The organism is Staphylococcus sp. MI 10-1553 (genome assembly GCF_010365305.1).
Classification (GTDB): domain Bacteria; phylum Bacillota; class Bacilli; order Staphylococcales; family Staphylococcaceae; genus Staphylococcus.
On record NZ_CP048279.1, the window covers coordinates 1 to 20394 of the forward strand.

Sequence of the window (20394 nt, forward strand, 5' to 3'; positions counted from 1 at the left end):
ATGTCAGAACAAGAAATTTGGGATAACGTTCTCAACTTATGTAAAGAAAATGTCACTACTGTTTCATATGACACTTGGCTCAAAGACACAACACTCTATGCTCTATCTCATGATGAAGCTATCGTCATTGCAGCACAACCTTTTATTGCGAATTGGCTTACTACCAACTATACAAAGCTGATTAAGCAATATTTAGAAGCTGTCACGCAACAAACAATTAACAGCATTAAGTTCATTACTGAAGAAGATCTACAAGAACTTAATGTCGCTTCGTCATCTCATCAAGCAGGCCATACAACACCTGTTGAACCTGTTGTGTCTGGTGAGCAGTTCAATACAAACAACACTTTTGAAACGTTTGTTATTGGACCTGGTAACCGGTTCCCACATGCTGCAAGTCTTGCTGTTGCGGAATCACCAGCCAATGCCTACAATCCACTCTTTATCTATGGTGGCGTAGGTTTAGGAAAAACGCATCTCATGCACGCCATTGGGCATTACGTGTTAGAAAATAATCCAGATGCGAAAGTGCTTTACACATCAAGTGAAAAGTTTACGAACGAATTCATTCAATCCATTCGAAACAATGATACTGAGTCATTTCGCGAAAAGTATCGTAACATCGATATTCTATTGATTGATGATATTCAGTTCATCCAAAAGAAAGAACAAACGCAAGAAGAGTTTTTCCACACTTTCAACGATTTACATCAAAATAAGAAGCAAATCGTCATCTCTAGTGATCGCCCGCCAAAAGAAATTTCAACTTTAGAAGAACGTCTAAAATCACGCTTCCAATGGGGACTTATCGTGGACATTACACCACCTGATTTCGAAACACGTATGGCAATCTTACAGAAAAAAACTGAAGAAGAAAATCTCGATATTCCAATTGAGTCTTTAACTTATATTGCCAATCAGATTCAGACGAATATTCGTGAACTTGAAGGTGCTTTGACACGTGTCTTAGCCTATTCAAAACTTCAAGGAAAACCCATCACAACAGAACTGACTGCCGATGCATTAAAAGATATTATTCAAGTGACTAAAACTAAAAAAATCACAATTCAAGATATCCAAAAAGTTGTCGGCGAATATTATGGTGTGCGTATTGAAGACTTTGTAGCCAAGAAAAGAACGAAATCTATCGCATATCCGCGACAAATTGCAATGTATTTATCACGAGAGCTAACAGATTTTTCATTACCTAAAATTGGAGAAGAATTTGGTGGCCGTGACCATACAACAGTCATACATGCACATGATAAAATTAAAAAAGATATCGATAATGACCCAACTTTACGTCAAGAAATCGAAAGTTTGGAAAAAGATATCCGAAGTTAATTTGTGGATAACGTGGAAAAGTTGTACACATGATACACAGGTTATCCACATGTGAATAACCTTTATTTTCACGATTTTTTAAAGTTATCCACTAATCCACAGCACCTATGACTATTATTATGAATTTAATTAATAACTATTAACTATATAAACGACTGAAAGGAGTTTATAGATGATGGAGTTTTCTATTCAAAGAGATTATTTTATCACTCAATTAAATGACACATTAAAAGCTATTTCACCAAGAGCAACTTTACCCATTTTAACGGGGATTAAAATAGACGCGACGAATGAAGGTATTGTTTTAACAGGATCTGATTCTGAAATCTCAATCGAAATCACAATTCCTAATCAAGTCGATGGTCAAGAAATTATTAACGTGGTTGAACCTGGTTCAGTCGTGTTACCAGGCCGCTTCTTTGTAGATATTATTAAAAAGCTACCAGGTAAAGAAGTTAAACTTTCAACAAACGAACAATTTCAAACATTAATCACTTCAGCACATTCTGAATTTAACTTAAGTGGACTTGATCCAGATCAGTACCCACTTTTACCACAAGTTTCTAGTGATGATGCACTACAATTACCAGTAAAAGTACTGAAAAACATTATTGCACAAACGAATTTTGCAGTGTCCACCTCAGAAACACGTCCAGTACTCACAGGTGTGAACTGGCTTATACAACAAAATGAATTAATATGCACTGCGACCGATTCACACCGCTTAGCTGTAAGAAAGTTGAAGCTTGAAGAAGAAATTCAAGATAAAAATGTCATCATTCCTGGTAAAGCATTAGCTGAGTTAAACAAAATTATGACTGACAGTGAAGATCATATCGATATTTTCTTCGCATCGAATCAAGTTTTATTTAGAGTAGGCAATGTCAACTTTATTTCACGTTTATTAGAGGGACATTATCCAGATACATCTCGTTTATTCCCTGAAAACTATGAAATTAAGTTAGGGCTCAACAACTCTGATTTTTATCATGCGATTGATCGTGCGTCATTACTTGCGCGTGAAGGTGGCAATAATGTTATCAAATTAAGCACAGGTGACACGCAAATCGAATTGTCTTCTACATCACCAGAAATTGGTACGGTTAAAGAAGAAGTCACTGCCAATGATGTTGAAGGTGGCAACTTAAAGATTTCTTTCAACTCGAAATACATGATGGACGCACTTAAGGCCATCGATAACGAAGAAGTTGAAGTAGAATTTTTCGGAACGATGAAACCATTTATTTTAAAACCGAAAGATGATGACACTGTTACACAACTTATTTTACCTATCCGTACGTACTAAACCGCTACGACGTTATAAAAAAGCAGTTGGCTACCAAACCAACTGCTTTTTTTATGCTTAGCTAAACCATTAAGATTTTCCTAATAGTTTGCACAAAATATGTGAAAATTCTGCGGGACAAAGTCAAAAGCAAAATCCACCAACATTTCAACAGTGTCACCATTTCAATGCGTTGCAAAAAAATGACAAAATTTTAAAGTCATTTGCTGAACTTACACGTGTAATTATTCAAAGTGATTTAACTTTAGTATAATTAATATAACTAATGAATGGAGGAATGGACCTATGTTAAAGAAAAATAAATGGTTGATTGTATTCATTGTTGTCGCACTCGTTGCAGGTATCTTTTTAAGCTTTGCCACTTTTAAAACATTGAACAAAGGAAATAGCAGATCAGGAGAAACACTTGCAGCAGAGACTAAAAAGCAACCGACACAAGGTAAAAAAGATTCTAAAGTGTTACTTGTAGAATTTGGAGACTTTAAATGCCCGTATTGCGGAGCTTTTGAAAGTAAAATTAAACCTAAATTAGAAAAAGAATATATCGACAATAACAAAGTTGAATTTCGTTATGTCAACGTATTAATCCATGGGGACGAATCTGAACTTGGTGCCAAAGCAGCACTCGCAGTGAATCAATATGCCCCTGAGAAATATTGGCAATTTCATCATGCACTTTATGAACAGCAACCTAAAAATAAAGATGATGTCGGTAGTCAACATTGGTTAACAGACGATTTAATTCAAAAGCAATTACAAAAATTAGATTTGAGTGAGCAAGAACGTAAACAAATTACGACAGCTTATCGTGATAAAAATGGTGAGATTGCTAAACGCGCGCAACAAGATCATACATTAGCGAAAAAAGAGGAAGTCCCATACGTACCTGCACTATACGTGAACGGTAAACAGATTGAAGACGAGACAGATTTCGACGCGATTAAAGATGAAATCGATAAAGCGCTTGAAGAATAAAATTGATGTACATCCATTGAAACAGATTCAGATGTTCCACATGAAACTTTTACGTGAAAATTCCTTTCTAGAGCATGAAATTTTCGCAATAAAAATGTATAATATATAAGTGAGCAAATATGAATGGAGTGATGAATTTGGCTGAGGAAGTAATCGTTGATGGCGCACTAACTTTAGGACAATTTTTAAACTATGAAGGCATTATTGAATCTGGGGGCCAAGCGAAATGGTTCTTAAGTGAATATGAAGTCTTCTTAAATGGCGAATTGGAAACGCGTCGTGGCAAAAAACTGCAAGATGGCGATCAATTAGACATTCCTGAAGTAGGTTTATACATCATCAAATTCGGTGAGCAATGAAACTCAAAACACTCCAACTAGAAAATTATCGCAATTATGAACAGATAAGCCTGGATTGTCACCCAGAGGTCAATATCTTAATCGGAGAAAACGCACAAGGGAAAACCAATTTATTAGAATCGATTTATACTTTGGCACTCGCAAAAAGCCATCGTACAACGAATGACAGGGAATTAATTCGCTTTAATGCTGAGTATGCTAAAATAGAAGGTGAGCTTAATTTTCGTTATGGCATGATGCCGCTCACGATGTTTATTACGAAAAAAGGAAAAAAAGTCAAGGTGAATCATTTAGAACAGAGTCGTTTGACCCAGTATATTGGCCATTTGAATGTCGTCCTCTTTGCCCCGGAAGATTTAAGTATCGTCAAAGGTGCACCACAAGTGAGACGACGTTTTATTGATATGGAGCTCGGTCAAATTTCGCGCTTGTATTTGAATGATTTATCTCAATATCAACGCATTTTAAAACAACGTAACCATTATTTGAAGCAACTACAGCTTAAAAAGACACAAGATACGACGATGCTTGAAGTATTGAATCATCAATTTGTGGAATATGCGGTTAAAGTGACTCAGCGTAGGCAGCAATTCATTAAAGAGTTAGAATTGCTTGCCGCGCCGATTCATTCTGGCATTACGAATGAACGCGAAACTTTGACACTGCAATATTTACCAAGCATCAAAATAGAAGACGTCTCGCAGTCTGAGGACGTCTTAATTCAACAAGTGCTAGAAGATGTGCAACACCATATGGAACGTGAAATTGAGCGAGGTGTGAGTTTGTATGGACCGCACCGCGACGATTTAGCATTTCAAGTGAACGGCATGGATGCACAAACTTACGGCTCTCAAGGTCAACAACGCACGACGGCACTTTCGATAAAATTAGCAGAAATAGAATTAATGAATCAGGAAGTGGGGGAATACCCCATTTTATTACTTGATGACGTTTTAAGTGAGTTGGATGATGCACGTCAAACACATCTTTTGAGCACCATTCAACATAAAGTGCAAACTTTTGTCACAACCACGTCAGTAGATGGTATTGATCATGAAATTATGAAGGATGCAAAGGTATATCGGATTACACAAGGAAATATAAAGCAATAGGCAGAAAGTGAAGGTGGAAGTTTTGGCTGATGTGAACAACTCAGAAAACTATGGCGCAAGTCAGATTCAAGTATTGGAAGGTCTTGAAGCGGTACGTAAGCGACCAGGTATGTATATTGGTTCAACTTCAGAACGCGGTCTGCATCATCTCGTTTGGGAAATTGTCGATAACAGTATTGACGAAGCACTTGCAGGATATGCTGATAACATAGAAGTAGTCATTGAGAAGGATAATTGGATTAAAGTTACGGACAATGGACGTGGGATTCCTGTTGATATTCAAGAAAAGATGGGACGTCCTGCAGTCGAAGTTATTTTGACAGTATTACATGCCGGTGGTAAGTTCGGCGGCGGTGGATACAAAGTTTCAGGTGGTTTACACGGTGTGGGCTCATCAGTAGTAAACGCTTTAAGTGACACATTAGAAGTTTATGTGCACAGAGACGGTCGTATTCATCATCAAGCGTACCATAAAGGTGTCCCTGCTTTTGATTTAAAACAAGTGGGCGATACAGATCAAACGGGAACAGTCATCCGTTTCAAAGCGGACGGTACGATTTTCCAAGAGACAACAGTTTATAACTATGAAACATTGCAAAAACGTATTCGTGAATTGGCGTTTTTAAATAAAGGTATCCGTATTACGCTCACAGACGAACGTAACGAAGAAAACGTGCGTGAGGATAGTTACTACTATGAAGGTGGAATTAAGTCGTATGTGGAGCTTATAAACGAAAATAAAGAGCCTTTACATGATGAGCCGATTTATGTACACCAAACACGTGACGATATTGAAGTGGAAATCGCACTACAATACAACAGTGGCTTTGCGACAAATCTACTGACATATGCGAACAACATTCATACGTATGAAGGTGGGACGCACGAAGACGGCTTTAAACGTGCATTAACAAGGGTGTTGAACAATTATGGTGCACAAAGCAAGTTGATTAAAGAAGATAAAGATCGTTTATCAGGTGAAGATACACGCGAAGGCTTAACAGCAGTCGTGTCGATTAAACATGGCGATCCACAATTCGAAGGTCAAACGAAAACAAAATTAGGAAACTCTGAAGTCCGGCAAATTGTTGACCGTGTGTTCTCAGAGCTTTTTGAACGCTTTTTATTTGAACATCCACAAGTGGCACGCATCATTGTAGAAAAAGGAATTATGGCATCACGCGCACGTATTGCTGCTAAAAAAGCACGTGAAGTAACGCGCCGTAAATCTGCTTTGGACATTTCAAGTTTGCCAGGTAAATTAGCTGACTGTTCAAGTAAAGATCCGTCTGAAAGTGAGATTTTCTTAGTAGAGGGTGACTCTGCCGGGGGGTCTACAAAATCAGGGCGTGACTCACGTACACAAGCGATTTTACCGTTGCGTGGTAAAATTTTAAACGTTGAAAAAGCACGCTTAGATAAAATTTTAAACAACAATGAAATTCGTCAAATGGTAACCGCATTTGGTACAGGCATTGGCGGCGAATTCGATATTTCGAAAGCACGCTACCATAAGATTGTCATTATGACCGATGCGGATGTCGATGGTGCGCATATTCGTACGTTATTACTCACGTTCTTCTATCGCTTTATGCGTCCATTGATTGAAGCGGGTTACGTGTATATTGCACAGCCACCGTTGTACAAACTGACGCAAGGTAAACAAAAGTATTATGTGTTTAATGATCGTGAGCTTGATAAATTAAAAGAAAAACTGAATCCTACGCCAAAATGGTCTATTGCACGCTATAAAGGTTTAGGTGAGATGAATGCAGATCAGTTATGGGAGACAACAATGAATCCAGAAAACCGTGCGATGTTGCAAGTGACGTTGGATGATGCGATTGAAGCAGACCAAACTTTTGAAATGTTGATGGGCGATGTCGTTGAAAATCGTCGTCAGTTCATTGAAGATAACGCCGTATACGCTAACCTGGATTTCTAGAATGAGAATTGGAAAATGAGAAGGAGGATATCTTGATGGCTGAAACACCTGAATCAAGAATTAATGAACGTAATATCAGCAAAGAGATGCGCGAATCGTTTTTAGACTACGCGATGAGTGTTATCGTATCTCGTGCTTTGCCAGACGTAAGAGATGGTCTAAAACCTGTACATCGTCGTATTTTGTATGGCCTCAATGAACAAGGGATGACCCCTGACAAGCCGTATAAAAAATCTGCTCGTATCGTAGGGGATGTCATGGGGAAATACCATCCACATGGTGACTCGTCAATTTATGAAGCAATGGTACGTATGGCACAAGATTTCAGCTATCGTTATCCACTTGTAGATGGTCAAGGTAACTTCGGTTCGATGGATGGTGATGGTGCCGCGGCAATGCGTTATACAGAAGCACGTATGACGAAGCTTGCACTAGAATTATTACGCGACATCAATAAAGACACGATTGATTTTATCGACAACTATGACGGTAATGAGCGTGAACCGAGCGTCTTGCCATCACGTTTCCCTAACTTGCTCGTCAATGGTGCGTCAGGTATCGCGGTTGGAATGGCGACAAATATCCCACCACACAACATGCGTGAAGTGATTGATGGCGTGCTGAGTCTAAGTCATAATCCAGACATTACGATTAGTGAATTGATGGAAGACATTCAAGGCCCAGACTTCCCAACTGCCGGGTTGATTCTTGGTAAGAGTGGTATTCGACGTGCTTACGAAACAGGTCGCGGTTCTGTTATTATGAGAGCTAAAGCTGAAATTGAATCTCGTGGTGGCGGTCGTGATCGTATTGTCGTGACAGAAATTCCATTCCAAGTGAATAAAGCACGTATGATTGAAAAAATTGCGGAGTTAGTCCGTGATAAAAAAATCGATGGCATTACAGATTTACGTGATGAAACGAGTTTACGTACAGGTGTGCGTGTCGTGATCGATGTGCGTAAAGATGCGAATGCGAGCGTCATTTTAAATAATTTATATAAACAAACACCACTTCAAACATCATTTGGTGTGAACATGATTGCTTTAGTCAATGGACGCCCCCAATTGATTAACTTGAAGCAAGCACTTTATCATTACTTAGAGCATCAAAAAGAAGTTGTACGCCGTCGTACTGAATACAATTTACGTAAAGCGAAAGACCGTGCGCACATTCTTGAAGGCTTAAGAATTGCACTGGATCACATTGATGAAATCATTACAATCATTCGTGAATCAGATACAGATAAAGTTGCGATGGAAAGTTTACAGTCACGTTTTGCCCTTTCAGAACGCCAAGCACAAGCCATTTTAGACATGCGTTTAAGACGTCTGACAGGCTTAGAACGCGACAAAATTGAACAAGAATATAATGATTTAATTGCGTATATTGCTGAATTAGAAGCCATTTTAGCGGATCAAGAAAAGCTATTAGAACTTGTCCGAGAAGAATTGACTGAGATTAAAGAGAAGTTTGGCGATGATCGTCGTACTGAAATTCAACTCGGTGGTATTGATCAATTAGAAGATGAAGATTTAATCCCAGAAGAGCAAATCGTTATCACATTGAGTCATAACAACTATATTAAACGTCTGCCTGCTTCAACATATCGTGCACAAAATCGTGGTGGTCGAGGCGTGCAAGGCATGAATACACTTGATGACGATTTCGTAAGTCAGTTAGTGACGACAAGTACGCATGACCATGTGTTGTTCTTTACAAACAAAGGACGTGTCTACAAACTGAAAGGTTATGAAGTGCCGGAACTCTCCCGTCAGTCTAAAGGGATTCCAATTGTCAATGCGATTGAGCTGGATCAAGATGAAGTGATCAGTACAATGATTGCAGTGAAAGACATAGACTCTGAAGAAGACTTCCTCGTATTCGTAACGAAAAAAGGTTTAATCAAACGTTCAGCATTGAGCAACTTTAACCGTATTAATCGTAACGGTAAAATCGCGATTAAATTCCGTGATGACGATGAACTGATTGCGGTGCGTTTAACGGATGGTGAGAAACATATTCTTATCGGTACAGCCCAAGCGTCACTCATTCGTTTTAAAGAAACTGACGTACGTGCGATGAGCCGTATCGCTGCAGGGGTGAAAGGGATCCGTTTAAGAGACGGTGATGAAGTCATTGGTTTAGACGTTGCAGACGATGACAATCAAAATGAAATTCTAGTCGTGACAGAAAAAGGTTACGGTAAACGTACATCGATAGAAGACTACCGTCTGTCTAACCGTGGCGGTATGGGTGTGAAAACAGCGAAACTGACAGAGCGTAATGGTCGACTCGTATGTATTACAACTGTTGAAGGTGACGAAGATTTAATGGTTGTGACAAACCAAGGTGTTATCATTCGTATGGAAGTCTCTAATATTTCTGTCAATGGTCGTATGGCACAAGGTGTTCGTCTCATTCGATTAGATAATGAACAATATGTGTCGACAGTAGCGAAAGTGAAGAAAGAGCCAGAAGACATCGAAGCGGATGAACATACAACAGCGTCAGAGGCAAGCGATGATATAGAAGTTGTTGTAGATGATGCGACACCTGGCGATACGATTCACACGGAAGCACCAGAACCTGAAGCATCACCAGAACGTGAAACATTAAGAGAAGACTTTATGGATCGCGTGAATGAAGATATTGAAAATGAAGATGAATAATATATAATTTGAAAAGGCGATGGTCTCGTGTAATTTAGAGATCATCGCCTTTTTACTTGGCAACCGTGTTACCGTCAGATTATTGAACCATGCGGCGCGTTTCTAGGAGTCTCGTCTCAACTTGCCAACGCTTTGATTGAATCGTGCTTCTATGTGCCTCACCTCTTTATTACATGATTGGTGACGTTGATGGCTTTTCGGCAACTGCACAGTATGTATTTCCCAATTAAAACAAAAAGACTCGGATAACATTGAAGTTTCCAAGTCTTTCTTCCTACGATTCGTAAAAAATTATTATTCCTCTAATTGCTTCATTGCATAAGGAATTTCATCAATAATTTTTGATGGGGGTACGACATACATATCCTCTGACAACTTATCTCCAATGTAACTGTGTGTATAAGTCGCACTTGTAATTGCATCAATCACGTCGTCAAATTGCCCCACAAAACTTGTAATCATGCCGGCAAGTGTATCCCCCATGCCGCCTGTTGCCATCGCTGGGCTACCAACCTCAAGCTTGTATGCGTCATTTTCAAAGTATATTTCTGTACCGTGTTTTTTAAGCACGACCGTACCACCTAAACGATCAACTGCTGCACGGTTTGTTTCATACGTTTGTTCCTCAATCGGAATGCCACTCAAACGCTCCCACTCTTTTTGATGTGGTGTGTAAATGACATTGCAAGCTGGAATTTCAGGTTTAAGTTTGCTTACGATTGAAATCGCATCACCATCCACAATTAAAGTATGGTGGGGTTGAATATTTTGCAGTAAAAATGTCATTGCATTGTTACCTTTAAAATCTAACCCTAAACCTGGTCCGATTAAAATACAATCAGAAGCTTCAATCATTTTCGTTAGTTTTTTCGTATCATTAATGTCAATGACCATTGCTTCAGGACAACGAGAATGTAATGCGACATGATTTGTTGGATGCGTTGCGACTGTAATTAAGCCACTTCCGCTATATACACAAGCGCGCGCTGCTAACATGATTGCGCCACCTAAATTGGCATTGCCACCAATTAACAGAATACGTCCATAGTCACCTTTATGTGTGTCATCCTTACGTTTAGGAATGTGAACAGCTGACAATGTTTTCACGTTTGAGACCTCCTATCTGGAATTTCCATTATTACAACAAGATATATTATACCTGGTTTGCTTGTTCGTCAATAGGAATTCCAAGGTTTCAATGCGACCATTTGTAATAGCCCTATGCAAAAGTAGGCGACCATGCATGCTCCCCTATTTTGTAGCGCTTTTATTTTTTTGAAAAAGTATCTTAAATTTCTATATTTACTTAAGTGAATTCATTTAGTACGTTAAAAGGTTAATTTGATACCATATTACGAGTTTGGCTGAAAGTATTGTGAAAACGATTTCCTAAAACTATACTTGAAAGAAATAGACATTTTTTGTGTCACGTGATGAAAGATGGGAGGATTACAATGACATTACGTTTAACAGGTGAGCAGCTGACGATTGAGGCTATACGACAGTTTTTAGCATATGAGGATAAAGTAGAAGTGACTGAGGAAGCACAAGCGCGCGTTGAAAGAAGTCGTGCGATTGTAGAACGGATTATTGCGAATAAAGAGACCGTGTATGGGATAACAACAGGGTTTGGTTTATTTAGCGATGTACTCATTGATCAACAGAAGTATAATCAATTACAAGTCAATTTAATACGTTCACATGCGTGCGGTATCGGTGCCCCTTTTGCATCGAATGTTTCGCTCGTGATGATGGTTTTACGTTTAAACACTTTATTGAAAGGTCATTCAGGGGTGACGATGGATTTAGTAGATCAATTGGTGTTTTTCATCAATCAACGTATCATTCCTGTCATTCCACAACAAGGTTCTCTCGGTGCTTCGGGTGATTTAGCGCCACTGTCACACCTTGCACTAGCGTTAATTGGTGAAGGTAAAGTCGAGTACCAAGGTGAAGTTTTAGACAGCTCGGACATCTTAAAACAGTTAAACCGTAAGCCTTTAACGTTACAAGCGAAAGAAGGATTGGCACTGATTAATGGCACACAAGCGATGACAGCACAAGGGGTCATTTCATGGATAGAAACTGAAAATTTAGCATATCAAGCAGAATGGATTGCCGCGTTAACACATCAAGCGTTACATGGTATTACAGATGCTTATCATGAAGCGGTTCATCAAGTGCGTAATTTTGAAGAACAGACGGCTGTAGCAAGACGGATGTCAGACTGGCTTGAAGGGTCAAAACTTACAACACGCCAAGGGGAAATGCGTGTCCAAGATCCTTATACATTGCGTTGTATTCCGCAAATTCATGGGGCCAGCTTCCAAGTGTTTCAATACGTTCGTGAAAAGTTAGAATTTGAAATGAACGCAGCGAATGATAACCCACTTATTTTTAATGAAGGTGACGAGACATTAGTCATTTCTGGCGGTAACTTCCACGGTCAGCCTGTCGCATTTGCATTAGACTTCTTAAAGCTCGGGACAAGTGAATTGGCAAACGTGGCAGAACGTCGTCTTGAACGTTTGGTTAATCCACAATTAAACGGGGGTCTCCCTGCCTTTTTAAGCCCAGAACCAGGATTGCAAAGTGGTGCGATGATTATGCAGTATGCGGCAGCGAGTCTTGTATCAGAAAATAAAACATTGGCACATCCGGCGAGTGTCGATTCGATTCCTTCATCAGCCAATCAAGAGGATCACGTCTCAATGGGTACGATTGCATCACGTCATGGCTATCAAATTTTAGAAAATACACGTCGCGTCATTGCGATAGAAGCGATTATTGCGTCACAAGCGGTCGAAATAAGAGGGATAGAACAATTGTCACCAAAAACACGCGAACAGTACGAAGCGTTGCGTAAAATCGTGCCATCGATTCAAGAAGACCGACCATTTCATCAAGATATTGAAAATGTGGCGAAATATTTAAAGAATCTGGCGTATCAGAAATAAGCTTGCTATTCGAAATTTTCTTTGTTATATTAAATGTGAAATCGAAATAAATAATTGTTTGTGGATTAAGTAGTATAGCAATGGAATTAGAGAGTTTGTGGTCGGTGAGAACAAATGTACAGACCTATACGAAATCTACCCACATTTGAAAACAATTCGGGTGAAACCGTTAACTTTTGTGAGAGTGCAGGCATATTCTGTCTGTTAAATAGGGTGGCAACACGTCAAACCACGTCCCTTGTGTGAGGGATGTGGTTTTTTATTTTGAGTCATCCTCCTTAAATTTTAATTTACTTTATGAAAGGAAGTCGACTTATGTTAGACATTAAATTATTCAGAAATGAACCAGAGAGAGTTAAGGAGAAAATCGCGTTACGTCAAATGGATCCGTCAGTTGTAGATGAAGTGTTAGCGTTAGACCAACAACGCCGCGATTACATACAACAAACTGAAGAGTTAAAAGCAGAACGTAACAAGGCATCTCAACAAATTGCTGAAAAGAAACGTAATAAAGAAAATGCGGATGACGCGATTAAAGCGCAACGTGAAGTAGGCGAAAAAATTAAAAATATCGATGCACAGTTAAAAGAAGCGGATACGAAATTAAATGACATCTTATCACGTATTCCAAACCTTATTCACGATGATGTACCTGAAGGTGAAGATGATTCTGATAATGTAGAACTTAAAAGATGGGGTACACCACGTGAGTTCGACTTTGAAGCGAAAGCACACTGGGACTTAGTAGAATCATTAGAAATGGCAGACTTTGACCGTGCCGCACGTGTATCTGGTGCACGTTTCGTTTATTTAACAAATGACGGTGCTAAATTAGAGCGTGCGTTAATGAACTTTATGATTACGATGCATACGACACAACACGGTTACCGCGAAATGATGGTGCCTCAATTAGTCAATGCTAAAGCGATGTACGGTACAGGACAATTACCTAAATTTGAAGAAGATTTATTTAAAGTAGAAAAAGAAGGCTTATACACAATTCCAACTGCAGAAGTACCTTTGACAAACTACTATAGAGACGAAATTGTACAGCCGGGTGTCTTACCAGCTAAGTTTACAGGTCAATCAGCATGTTTCAGAAGTGAAGCGGGATCAGCAGGCCGTGATACACGTGGTTTAATCCGTCTTCACCAATTCAATAAAGTTGAAATGGTACGTATCGAAAAACCTGAAGATTCATGGGACGCTTTAGAAGAAATGACATCAAATGCAGAAGCGATTCTTGAAGCATTGAACTTACCATACCGTCGCGTGATTTTATGTACAGGCGATATTGGTTTCGGTGCAAGTAAAACATATGACTTAGAAGTATGGTTACCAAGCTACAATGACTACAAAGAAATCAGCTCATGTTCAAACTGTGTAGACTTCCAAGCGCGTCGTGCAAATATCCGTTTCAAACGTGATAAAGATGCCAAACCTGAATACGCACATACGTTAAATGGCTCTGGTTTAGCAGTAGGTCGTACATTTGCGGCGATTGTAGAGAACTATCAAAATGAAGACGGTACGATTACGGTGCCTGAACCGTTAGTGCCATTCATGGGTGGACAAACTGTCATTAAACCTCTATAAGATGAAAATGAAGTTACGAACAATTAAATAAAGGTGAGTTGAAATCAAATCAGGAGCTCGTATTTTTAATATGCGAACTTCTGATTTTTTACGTCTGAAGAGGGCAAGGGAGGGTAAAAAGTAATAAAAGTAAAAAATAAGACATACCTCATCAATTGTTATCTCAATATTATTAAATCTATATAAACTCCTTTATAAAAGTGTTTTTACACGGTAGGTTAGGCTGAGGTACGTATGAGGTAAGACTGACTTGATAGCGTAATGAGATAAGTTGTACTATAATAAGAAAAATTTTCAAGGGGGTGAGTCTCAATGTCTTATACTACATTTAAACAAGGTATCCAAGATTGTCTCCCAACTGTACTAGGATATGCTGGGGTAGGCTTTTCATTTGGAATTGTAAGTGTCACATCAGGATTCAACATTTTAGAAATATTACTGCTCTCTTTACTCGTTTATGCAGGGGCAGCACAATTTATTATTATCGCACTCATTGCCGTACAGACACCGATTTGGGTCATTGTGCTCACTGCAATGATTGTCAATAGTCGTATGTTTTTATTAAGTATGACATTGGCGCCGAATTTCAAACATGATCATTTGATACATAGGGTAGGTGTAGGGTCTTTGTTAACGGATGAAACATTTGCTGTTGCTATCACGCCTTATTCGAAAGGGCACACGATTACATATCAGTGGATGTATGGCTTAAATTTATTGGCCTACTTATTTTGGGCATTGGTCACTGTGCTCGGGGGATTGTTAGGTGATTTCTTCCAACATCCAGAAGTATTTGGCTTAGACTATGCGATTACAGCGATGTTTATCTTTTTAGCAATTTCACAATTTGAGGGCATTACGAAATCGAAGTTACGTGTGTATCTCTACTTAGTTGCAATTGTTATTGTTATGATGTTACTACTCAGTTTGTTTTTGCCTTCATATTTAGCAATTTTACTTGCATCGACTTTAAGTGCGACGATAGGGATGGTGATTGACCGATGAGCATGTACGTATTTTGGACGATCTTTTTAGCAGGACTTGGCACTTTACTCATCAGAATCACCCCTTTTGTCATGATTTCGCGTATGGAACTGTCTGAAAAGGTGCTCAAGTGGCTGACGTTTATTCCGATTACTTTATTTACTGCATTAGTGGTGGATGGATTCATTCAGCAACAAGGAGGTGTGATGGGTTATACATTGAATTGGAACTTTATCATCGCGCTCATTCCGACACTTATCATTGCTTTTTGGACAAGGAGTTTAACGATAACAGTCATTGTCGGTATGGTCAGTGTGGCATTGTTGAGAACTATCGGATTATTCTAACAATCATTTGCATACGTGATAGGTTTGCGGTATGATTAAAGACACAACATAACTTTAATTAAAAATAAGCTTATTAAGAGAAGTTGAGGGATTTGGCCCAGTGACACTTCAGCAACCACTTATCGTTATAAGTACGGTGCTACAACCAACCACGTCATGTGGATGATAAGTTCATTTAAAAACTGACTTACGAACGTTGTATAGCCGTCAAAGGTTGTACAACTTTTTTAATTTTTAGAGGGAGGGCAGACTAAAATGGTGAATTATCACGTGGACACATTAGCATTAGGTGCATTTACGACAGAATCCGGTGAAACGATTGAAAATTTGAAACTTCGGTATGAGTATGTAGGTTATCCTGGCCAACCACTCGTCGTCGTATGTCATGCGTTGACAGGCAACCATCTCACTTATGGTACAGAAGACAATCCAGGGTGGTGGCGAGAGATTATTGATGGGGGGTATATGCCAGTTCATGATTATCAATTTCTAACATTTAATGTGATTGGTAGTCCATTTGGGTCGAGTTCTCGTTTAACAGATCCAAACTTCCCAAAAAAGCTCACAATGCGAGATATTGTGCGTGCCCTTGAGAAAGGCATCGAAGCGTTAGGTCATCAAAAAATCGACATTCTCATCGGTGGCTCATTAGGTGGCATGCAAGTGATGGAGCTCCTCTACAATCAAAAATTCGAAGTGAAAAAGGCTGTCATTTTAGCAGCTACTGAAAAAACGTCTTCTTATAGTCGGGCGTTTAATGAAATTGCGAGACAAGCTATTCATTTAGCAGGAGAAGAAGGGTTAAGTATCGCGCGGCAACTCGGCTTTTTAACGTACCGGTCCTCTAAAAGTTATGATGCGCGCTTCACACCTGATGAAGTAGTGTTATACCAAAAGCATCAAGGCGACAAATTTAAAGAACAGTTTGATTTGCAATGTTATTTAACACTCCTCGATGTATTAGATAGTCATGACATTCACCATGGTAGAGATGATGTCGCAAACGTATTCCAATCATTAGACACGAAAGTACTCACGCTCGGCTTTACAGATGACTTGCTGTATCCAGATGACCAAGTCGCTGCGTTAGGCTGTTATTTCAAATATCACCGCCATTTCTTTGTGCCTGATAATGTAGGTCATGATGGCTTTTTATTGAATTTTAACGATTGGGCACCGTACCTTTATCATTTCCTAAAAGTTTCACGATTTAGACGCTAACTTTAGACGAAAACGTTACCTTTTTGTTATAATTGCGTCAACTAAGAATACTAGACAAGAAGCTATATTTTAGGGATAATAGCTAAAATATAGCTTTTCTAATGTGTTTAAGAAAAGTGACGTTTTGTAATTCAATTGTAAGACGCGTGAAATCATGTGGCGCAAATTGTATTCATATTACAAAGCCTGTAAAATAGAATTTATAGACTATAATAGTTTGGAAGTGGCGTCTTTGTTTTCGAAAATTAATCCTAAAGCAACCCTAATCAGCATTGTGGCGTTGTTAGCGGTGACTTTAGTTATACATGTTATGCCTGGATTAGCAATTATTTTGGCATGCTTTAGTTTAATCCCAGGTATCGTTTTATGGTACCAATCTAAGCATTCGTTTGGCTTAGTCGCACTCATCGCGATAATTCTCTCAACGCTCACAGGCAACGTTTTTGTGATGACATTTTTAATCATTATTTTAGTTTTAAGTATGGTTATTAGTCAGTTATTAGTCCAACGTGCTTCTAAAGAGCGCATCTTATATTCAGTGACATTCGTGGCAAGTGTTTTAACATTAAGTGCGATAATGATTTTACAAACTTTGAAAAAAATCCCGTATGCTGATGACTTATTGCAACCGTATCGTGCAATTGTGCATCAAACTGCAGAGTTAGAAAATTTGGATCAACAAGCACAAGAGATTTTAAACAATTCGCTTCAACAACTCGCAATACAGTTGCCGGGGATGATTGTAGTAGCGATTGCAATTTATGCTATCATCACATTGCTCATCATTTTCCCGATTTTACGTAAGTTCAAAGTGGCAACACCTGTATTTCGCCCACTTTTTTTCTGGCAAATGAAGCGTTCAGTTTTCATTATGTATGCATTGGCATTATTAACAACGATTACAACACAACCTGCCACTACGCCGAATAGCATTGGCATTAATTTCCAAATCGTTTTAGGTTTCTTATTGGTTATTCAAGGTTTAAGTTTTATTCATTTCTTTGCATCTATTAAAAAAATGCCCGGCGCGTTAAAAGTGATTTTAGTGATTGTCGGTGTGCTATTTTATCCAATGACACGCCTTATTGGTTTACTCGATTTGGGATTGAATTTAAAACGTATGATAAAAAATGATAAGAGGTGACAAGATGAATCGTCATTCAATGAAGAAAGCGTTGATCGTACCTTTCTTAGTGATTACCGTTACAGCAATCATCATTGTAGGTCTATCCTTTTTCTTTAATCAGTGGCTTGCGTTTATCGCTGCTATTCTGTTATTTGTCATGCTCATTATCAGTATCTTTATTTTTAGACGTTTCTATCGTTATTTAGATCGTTATTTAGATGATTTGAGTGGCAAAATATCAGTAGGTAGTGATCGTGCAGTTAAGACGATGCCACTAGGTTTAATTGTGTTAAATGAAAATGATCAAATTGAGTGGGTCAACCCTTTCATGTCAGAACGGATTGAAAGGAATGTTATTTCAGATCCGATCAATGAAGTGTACCCGAATATTTTAAAGCAACTCGAAAAAGCGAAAGAAATTGAAATAGCAGATGGTGCTTACGCCTATCGCGTCCGTTATTCAGAAAAAGAACATATTTTGTATTTTATAGATATTACGGAAGAAGCAACCATCCAACAAGCGTACGATGATCAACAGCCGATTATTGCGACACTTTTTTTAGATAACTATGATGAAATTACGCAAAATATGAACGATACGCAACGTTCTGAAATCAACTCGATGGTGACACGTGTCATTAGTCGTTGGGCACAAGAACATAATGTGTATTTCAAGCGTTACAGTTCTGATCAATTTATCGCATACTTGAATCGTCGTATTTTACGTGAATTAGAAGAGACAAAGTTTGATATTTTAAGCCAGCTTCGTGAAAAAAGTGTCGGTTATCGTACACAACTCACTTTAAGTATTGGTGTAGGTGAAGGCTCAGAAAACTTAATTGACTTAGGTGAATTGTCACAATCAGGTCTTGATCTCGCATTAGGCCGTGGTGGTGACCAAGTTGCGATTAAAAATATGAATGGCAACGTACGTTTTTACGGCGGTAAGACTGACCCGATGGAAAAACGTACCCGTGTAAGAGCGCGTGTGATTTCCCATGCATTGAAAGACATTTTGTTAGAAGGCGACAAAGTCATCGTTATGGGACATAAACGTCCAGACTTAGATGCGATTGGTGCGGCGATTGGTGTGACTCGATTTGCGATGATGAACAACTTGGAAGCGTACATCGTGTTAAATGAATCTGACATCGATCCTACATTACGTCGTGTGATGGATGAAATCGATGAAAAACCAGAATTGAAAGAGCGTTTTGTGACGTCCGATGATGCATGGAATATGATGACATCTCGTACAACACTTGTCGTCGTAGATACGCATAAACCGGAAATGGTTATTGATGAGAACATTTTAAATAAAGCCAATCGTAAAGTGGTTATTGATCATCACCGTCGTGGCGAAAGCTTTATTTCAAGTCCGTTACTCGTCTACATGGAGCCATATGCAAGCTCTACCGCAGAACTTGTGACAGAGCTACTCGAGTATCAACCGACTGAACAACGCTTAACACGCTTAGAATCAACTGTAATGTATGCAGGTATCATCGTCGATACACGTAACTTTACATTGCGTACAGGCTCTCGTACATTTGATGCAGCAAGTTATCTCCGTGCGCACGGGGCTGATACAATCTTGACGCAACATTTCTTAAAAGATGATATTGAGACGTATATTAACCGTTCAGAGTTGATTCGTACGGTGAAATTACAAGAGAATGGTATCGCAATCGCACATGGTCCGGATGACAAAATCTACCATCCTGTGACCGTGGCCCAAGCAGCCGATGAATTGTTGAGTCTCGATGGTGTCGAAGCGGCGTATGTCGTTGCGCGTCGTGAAGAAAATCTCGTCGGTATGTCTGCCCGCTCACTCGGCGAATTCAACGTCCAACTCACTATGGAAGCATTGGGCGGTGGCGGTCATCTCACAAACGCTGCAACACAACTAGAGGGCGTGAGTGTTGAAGCGGCTATCGAAAAATTACAACAAGCGATTAATGAACAATTGGATAGGAGTGACGAATCATGAAAGTGATTTTTACACAAGATGTTAAAGGTAAAGGGAAACAAGGTGAAGTTAAAGACGTACCAGTGGGTTATGCGAACAACTTCTTAATCAAAAATGGTTATGCTGTTGAAGCAACACCAGGGAACTTGAAACAATTAGAACAAAAAAATAAACGTATTGAAAAAGACAAACAACAAGAGCTTGAAGATGCGAAAGCGTTGAAAGAGCGTTTAGCAGAGCTTGAAGTTGAAGTCAAAGCGAAATCTGGTGAAGGCGGTAAATTGTTCGGTTCTATTATTACGAAACAAATCGCTGAAGCATTGAAAGCGCAACATGATATTAAGATTGATAAACGTAAAATGGAATTGCCACACGGTATTCATGCGTTAGGTTATACCAATGTGCCTGTGAAGCTTCATAAAGAGGTTGAAGGTACGATTCGTGTGCATACTGTAGAGCAATAATGATAAGGTTGTGAGGA

16 protein-coding genes, 1 riboswitch and 1 other annotated feature are annotated in these 20394 nt (G+C 39.0%); of the genes, 15 read left to right on the forward strand and 1 reads right to left on the reverse strand.

Going from position 1 to position 20394, the window contains the following annotated elements; genetic code table 11:
• From dnaA to gyrA, 7 genes are all read left to right on the forward strand, one after another.
• A complete protein-coding gene (dnaA, locus tag GZH82_RS00005) occupies nt 1-1344 on the forward strand; it encodes a chromosomal replication initiator protein DnaA (RefSeq protein ID WP_162680751.1) in 1344 nt (447 codons plus the stop codon).
• Nucleotides 1345-1516: 172 nt separating this feature from the next.
• Nucleotides 1517-2650, forward strand: a complete 1134-nt coding sequence (gene dnaN, locus GZH82_RS00010; RefSeq protein WP_162680752.1) for a DNA polymerase III subunit beta — start codon at nt 1517-1519, stop codon at nt 2648-2650.
• 285 nt (nt 2651-2935) lie between these two features.
• Nucleotides 2936-3625, forward strand: coding sequence for a DsbA family protein (locus GZH82_RS00015; protein WP_162680753.1), 690 nt, complete (start codon nt 2936-2938; stop codon nt 3623-3625).
• 119 nt (nt 3626-3744) lie between these two features.
• Nucleotides 3745-3984, forward strand: a complete 240-nt coding sequence (locus tag GZH82_RS00020) for an RNA-binding S4 domain-containing protein (RefSeq protein ID WP_162680754.1) — start codon at nt 3745-3747, stop codon at nt 3982-3984.
• Nucleotides 3981-5096, forward strand: coding sequence for a DNA replication/repair protein RecF (gene recF, locus GZH82_RS00025; protein WP_162680755.1), 1116 nt, complete (start codon nt 3981-3983; stop codon nt 5094-5096). Before GZH82_RS00020 ends, recF begins: the two co-directional genes overlap by 4 nt.
• Before the next feature lie 13 nt (nt 5097-5109).
• Nucleotides 5110-7041, forward strand: a complete 1932-nt coding sequence (gene gyrB, locus GZH82_RS00030; RefSeq protein WP_457853130.1) for a DNA topoisomerase (ATP-hydrolyzing) subunit B — start codon at nt 5110-5112, stop codon at nt 7039-7041.
• A gap of 35 nt (nt 7042-7076) precedes the next feature.
• Complete coding sequence (gene gyrA / locus GZH82_RS00035) at nt 7077-9713, forward strand: DNA gyrase subunit A (protein WP_162680757.1); 2637 nt, start codon at nt 7077-7079, stop codon at nt 9711-9713.
• Nucleotides 9714-10007: 294 nt separating this feature from the next.
• Here the strand turns inward: gyrA and GZH82_RS00040 are convergent, their stop codons facing one another.
• On the reverse strand, nt 10008-10820 hold the full coding sequence (locus tag GZH82_RS00040; RefSeq protein WP_162680758.1) for an NAD(P)H-hydrate dehydratase: 813 nt from the start codon (nt 10818-10820) through the stop codon (nt 10008-10010).
• Nucleotides 10821-11167: 347 nt separating this feature from the next.
• Here GZH82_RS00040 and hutH point away from each other — a divergent pair, with 347 nt between their 5' ends.
• From hutH to rplI, 8 genes are all read left to right on the forward strand, one after another.
• The gene (hutH, locus tag GZH82_RS00045; protein WP_162680759.1) at nt 11168-12670 is read left to right on the forward strand and encodes a histidine ammonia-lyase; all 1503 of its coding nucleotides are present in this window, start codon (nt 11168-11170) and stop codon (nt 12668-12670) included.
• 49 nt (nt 12671-12719) lie between these two features.
• Nucleotides 12720-12912, forward strand: a binding site (T-box leader).
• A gap of 73 nt (nt 12913-12985) precedes the next feature.
• Nucleotides 12986-14266, forward strand: coding sequence for a serine--tRNA ligase (gene serS / locus GZH82_RS00050; protein ID WP_162680760.1), 1281 nt, complete (start codon nt 12986-12988; stop codon nt 14264-14266).
• Nucleotides 14267-14578: 312 nt separating this feature from the next.
• Complete coding sequence (locus tag GZH82_RS00055) at nt 14579-15271, forward strand: AzlC family ABC transporter permease (RefSeq protein WP_162680761.1); 693 nt, start codon at nt 14579-14581, stop codon at nt 15269-15271.
• Nucleotides 15268-15597, forward strand: a complete 330-nt coding sequence (locus GZH82_RS00060; RefSeq protein WP_162680762.1) for an AzlD domain-containing protein — start codon at nt 15268-15270, stop codon at nt 15595-15597. The genes GZH82_RS00055 and GZH82_RS00060 overlap by 4 nt, the downstream gene beginning before the upstream one ends.
• A gap of 67 nt (nt 15598-15664) precedes the next feature.
• Nucleotides 15665-15769, forward strand: a riboswitch (SAM riboswitch).
• Nucleotides 15770-15852: 83 nt separating this feature from the next.
• The gene (gene metX, locus GZH82_RS00065) at nt 15853-16818 is read left to right on the forward strand and encodes a homoserine O-acetyltransferase MetX (protein ID WP_162680763.1); all 966 of its coding nucleotides are present in this window, start codon (nt 15853-15855) and stop codon (nt 16816-16818) included.
• Nucleotides 16819-17128: 310 nt separating this feature from the next.
• On the forward strand, nt 17129-17962 hold the full coding sequence (locus GZH82_RS00070; protein WP_238989590.1) for a DUF2232 domain-containing protein: 834 nt from the start codon (nt 17129-17131) through the stop codon (nt 17960-17962).
• Nucleotides 17963-17966: 4 nt separating this feature from the next.
• Nucleotides 17967-19934, forward strand: coding sequence for a DHH family phosphoesterase (locus tag GZH82_RS00075; RefSeq protein ID WP_162680765.1), 1968 nt, complete (start codon nt 17967-17969; stop codon nt 19932-19934).
• Nucleotides 19931-20377 (forward strand): 50S ribosomal protein L9, encoded by a 447-nt coding sequence (gene rplI / locus GZH82_RS00080; RefSeq protein ID WP_162680766.1) that lies wholly within the window; start codon nt 19931-19933, stop codon nt 20375-20377. The genes GZH82_RS00075 and rplI overlap by 4 nt, the downstream gene beginning before the upstream one ends.
• Nucleotides 20378-20394 lie beyond the last annotated feature (17 nt).